This is a genomic window from Coleofasciculus sp. A1-SPW-01, assembly GCF_040217205.1.
Lineage (GTDB): Bacteria > Cyanobacteriota > Cyanobacteriia > Cyanobacteriales > Coleofasciculaceae > Coleofasciculus > Coleofasciculus chthonoplastes_A.
Genome location: NZ_JAVJNP010000148.1, coordinates 1 through 4,298, shown reverse-complemented (window position 1 = coordinate 4,298; position 4,298 = coordinate 1). Strand labels below are relative to the sequence as shown.

Annotated in this window: 4 protein-coding genes and 1 pseudogene; 3 read left to right on the top strand and 2 right to left on the bottom strand. The window is 44.8% G+C overall.

Annotated features, from left to right (window positions below; all coding sequences use genetic code 11):
- Positions 1-355 precede the first annotated feature (355 nt).
- Entirely contained in the window at positions 356-934 is a 579-nt protein-coding gene (locus RH949_RS22830) for a Uma2 family endonuclease (protein WP_006104856.1), read from the bottom strand.
- Between the two features lie 213 nt (positions 935-1,147).
- Here RH949_RS22830 and RH949_RS22825 point away from each other — a divergent pair, with 213 nt between their 5' ends.
- The gene (locus RH949_RS22825) at positions 1,148-1,609 is read left to right on the top strand and encodes a XisH family protein (protein ID WP_006104954.1); all 462 of its coding nucleotides are present in this window, start codon (positions 1,148-1,150) and stop codon (positions 1,607-1,609) included.
- Positions 1,597-1,932, top strand: a complete 336-nt coding sequence (locus RH949_RS22820) for a XisI protein (RefSeq protein WP_006104825.1) — start codon at positions 1,597-1,599, stop codon at positions 1,930-1,932. Before RH949_RS22825 ends, RH949_RS22820 begins: the two co-directional genes overlap by 13 nt.
- A gap of 103 nt (positions 1,933-2,035) precedes the next feature.
- On the opposite strand, the gene RH949_RS22815 is transcribed toward RH949_RS22820, so the two are convergent.
- The gene (locus RH949_RS22815) at positions 2,036-3,334 is read right to left on the bottom strand and encodes a glycosyltransferase (RefSeq protein WP_446356355.1); all 1,299 of its coding nucleotides are present in this window, start codon (positions 3,332-3,334) and stop codon (positions 2,036-2,038) included.
- A 574-nt stretch (positions 3,335-3,908) separates the two neighbouring features.
- Here RH949_RS22815 and RH949_RS22810 point away from each other — a divergent pair.
- Positions 3,909-4,298 (top strand): annotated as a pseudogene (locus RH949_RS22810) (hypothetical protein); the annotation flags it as partial.

Below are 4,298 nucleotides of genomic sequence, written 5' to 3'. Positions count from 1 at the left end.
CAAGGAAGAGTGAGAACGAAAAATAGGGCGTTTCGGCTTTTAGAAGTTAGTTTGACCGAACCGAATTCTGTACGGTTTTTCCCCCTTGTCTTCTTTCCTTCCTTGTCCTCCTTGTCTTGTCCCAACCATAAAATAAAAAACCTACACCTGTCAGCTCCCTAACCCTCCCCTTGCTAAGGGGAGGGAACTGAGAGGGAACTATTAGAATTAGAATGGCATAGAGAAACCGTAGGGACGCACTGAAGTGCGTCCTATTAACGGAATCGGTAAGACGTGCGATCGCGAGGGAGTTTTAGGGGTAGAAGTCCGCTAAAGATTCTTGAGGATACACTTGCCGACTCTACAGGATTTTGGCTTAGAAAACAGGTAACTCTAATATAAATCCAGGTAAGATATCCTCTCCGGATAAACTCGCGGGTAACTGGACAATCTCAACGGGCTGATTCTGACGATAAATTTCGACTTGTTGGGCTTGGGGATTAATTAACCAGCCTAATTGTAAACCACTATTGAGATACTCCTGCATTTTTTCTTGTAAGTCGGATAGAGAATCGGTGCGAGAACGGAGTTCAATCACAAAATCTGGACAAAGTGGCGGAAATTTTTCTTGTTCTTCGGGAGTTAGGGATTCCCAGCGTTGGTTAGCTACCCAAGCCACATCGGGAGAACGCTTTCCACCGTTGGGTAAGCGAAAGATGGTTGATGAACTAAAGACTTTTCCTCGTTGAGTTTGACGATTCCACAGATTTAAGTCAGTAATTAAATCTGCTTCTCGATTGCCACTTAATCCACCAACGGGAGGCATAATCAGTAATTCTCCTTTAGCGGTTTGTTCAAGTTTCCACGTTTCATTAGCTTGGCAGAGTTGGTAAAATTGCTCATCGCTTAAACCAACGTGTTTTAAGTTTAAAATGACGGGTGATAAACTGTTCATAGGATATAATGATTTTCAACTTAGCACGGCTTTGTATAGAACGACTCGCGATCGCGCTTTTTTATTCTCGGTTTAAATCTTAGCATTTCTGTCTTGAGAAGGGGACGATATTATCCTGTCCCTACGCAATCAATTATTTCGGGGAAAGGGTAGGGACACGGCAGTGCCGTGTCCTCAACAGGATGTTAGTTAAGTCAGACATAGTGGGTATTTGTGGTAAAATTAAGATTAAAAACGATTAAATTTTACGGCGGGTGGGATGTGGCGAAAGATATTTTTCATGATGCTGTTAGGAACGGATTGCAAAAAGAGGGTTGGCTGATTACTGATGACCCTTTTCGGATTAAGATTGGTGATGTTGAAATGTATATTGACCTGGGGGCGGAGCAAGTTTTAGCGGCGGAAAGGGATGGCGAAAAAATAGCGGTGGAAATTAAGAGTTTTATTGGGGCGTCAAACATTTCCGAATTTCATACAGCTATTGGACAGTGTTTTAATTATCGTGTTGCCTTAGAAGAACAAGAGCCAGAAAGAGTTCTATATTTGGCTGTTCCTTCAGGAATCTATCACGCTTTCTTTAAGTTGCAGTTTATTCAAACCGTGATTCAGCGGTTTCAGCTTAAACTTATTGTTTATGATCCGGTGCAGGAGAGTATTGTCGCATGGAAAAACTAAAAAAATATCAAAATTATGTCCAACAAGTCATAACTGACTATGCCAGTGTCGGTTCAACTCAGGACGAAATTGAACAACAACTAATTTTTGATCCGGTTGGCAACCATTATCAGTTGATGTATGTGGGTTGGAAAAACAGACGACGACAGCATGGCTGTGTGTTGCATCTGGATATTAAAAATGACAAGATTTGGATACAGCATGATGGTACGGAAGTTGGTATTGCTAATGAATTAGTGAAGTTAGGAGTTCCCCAAGAGGATATTGTTTTGGCGTTTCATGAACCTTTAGTTAGGCAATATACGGGGTTTGCAGTGGGTTGAGCAGACAACTGGTTAAGTAACTGCCATAAATAACTGACGTTGGGGTTCTTTCAATTTCAGTAACCAAGCGTAGGGGCTTGGGAACCAAGCCCCTACTCCCCATCTACTTTGATTGCCCATTTTCCTGAGATCTGAGATAGGTTTCGATCGCGTCACTCGCCGCCTTGACTCCATCTTCTTGCTGCACCCGCTTTCCCACCTCCGCCGCTTTGCTTTCATAACTCGGCTCAAATAAGAGTTGTTTGAGTTCAGCCATTAATGTATTCGCACTGTACTCATGTCGGGCGAGAGTACGCGCCACCCCTAAACGCACTAACCGCATGGCATTATCGGGCTGATCATGGGCATAAGGTACCACCAACATGGGACGCCCCGATCGCAAAGCTTGTCCGGTGGTGCCAACTCCGCCATGATGCACAATTACCGCCGCACGGGGGAAAATTTCGGAGTGGGGTGCATAGTCAACGACGATCACGCCTTCGGGTAACTGTTCTAAGGGTAGGTTGTGGACTCCTTTGCCCACCAGTAACACGGCTCGGTATCCTAATTGTTGAGCTGCGATCGCACCTTCTAAATAGAAGTTTCCGGGTGTCCATACCATCAGCGAACCCAAGGTAAATATAATCGGAGGAGAACCAGAGTCAAGAAACCTTGCCAATTCTGGAGACAAATTCTCCTGTTTGGCGCGATCGTAAAACGGAAATCCCGTCACCTGAGTTTGGGGACACCAATCCGGTTGCGGCTTGGCTAGCTTTGCAGAAAATAACGCCAGTACCAAATCCGGCGAATGTTGACCTTCAAACACCGGATCACAACTGGCTGGTAACCCCAATTCCCCCCGCAGTTGGCGTATCGGCGCACTCCATAACCGGGCTTGCCAACGAAATTGGCGTAAGCGGGCGTCATTGGCGACAACGGCTAAGGCTTGTTCATAAGAGGAGATGGTTGTCGTAGAAAGGGTTTGGGAATCGTAAGCTGACATAAATAGGAGCGGAGAGAGAACCGTTGACACCCACGGAATGCCCGTTTTTGCTGCAATTAATGATCCAGCAAAGCTTAAGTGGTGCGTCACCAGGAGATCCGCACCCTGTACCGCCTCCAGTAACGCCTTGTACGTCGCCCTCAGATGGGGCATTAATAGATAACAGATCGTGTATTCACTTTCCCGACGGGATTCTGACAGCACGCCGATAAACTCGCCATCTTGCTGCATATCGATCGCACTATCGTAGCGAACCGGATGAAATCCAATTCCCTCGGCTTCAATCTTGTAGCGATACAGTTCACTTGTAGCAATAACAGCACGATGTCCCCGTGCTTGCAACTCCAATGCGATCGCCATATAGGGATGAATATCGCCAAAGGAGCCATAGGCGGTTAAAACAATACGTTTATTGGTCATTTGTCATTGGTCATTGGTCATTTGTCCTTGGCTTCCTCATCTCCCTCATCTCCCTCATCTCCCCCATCTTCTAGCATTCCTGCCTAATCCTGACAACTATTAGTGGTAGGATTATTTTTTAGCCTATTATTAGCTTGATGTAAATGAATGAAGTTTGTTAATTTGCCTATCTAACCTCCAAAAATATATAGCTATCTAGTAATTCTAAATGATTCGTGAACAAAAAATCAGGTAATTTTATCTCCCTGTCAGGGTTTAACGGGAAGAGATGTTCACATTTCATTTGTACAGTTTTAGGTTTAATCCCTCATCCTAGGATTCCCCAAGGAACGGTTAAGACTTAAGTTCACCGGACGGGAAGCCGAAGCAAGTACCCCCCCCATGAAGAATCCCTCAACTCAAAACTCTACCTTACCTATTCACACCAAGCGGAGTCGAGGTGAGCGGAGTCGAGGTGTTCCCTATTCCCTGACAAAGGACGAATGACAAATGACGAATGACTTAACAGTGCAGGTGTCCTCAGCCGGTTATGATCATGGGAACTCGGCGTCGATTAGGTTCAATACCCAAGACCAGGAATTTTGCCTGCCCCGTTCTGTGCGAAAGCTTGGATTTTTCCACCAAGAAAGCTCAATTAAGAGAGCGTGGAAAAAAATATGCTAGAATGCTTTCTGCCTGGGCATACAGTCGTTTTTATCAGATTTTGTCATCGATTTTATCCAACCGAGGAATAGCTATAAAGTTATGCAATCCAGCTTACACGAGTTTGATTGGATTGGTTAAATATAGTAGGATGTATGGACTATCATCTGATGTGGCCTCTTTCCTAGCAATTGCCTGAAGAGGCATGAATTTGAGTGAGCGATTGCCGCGCTCTGTGTCCGTCTATCTCGGAGTGAATCCGAGAAAGCACGTATGGAGCGCTCTATATCAATTTAATAATTTTATTGGTCGATGCCCTGTA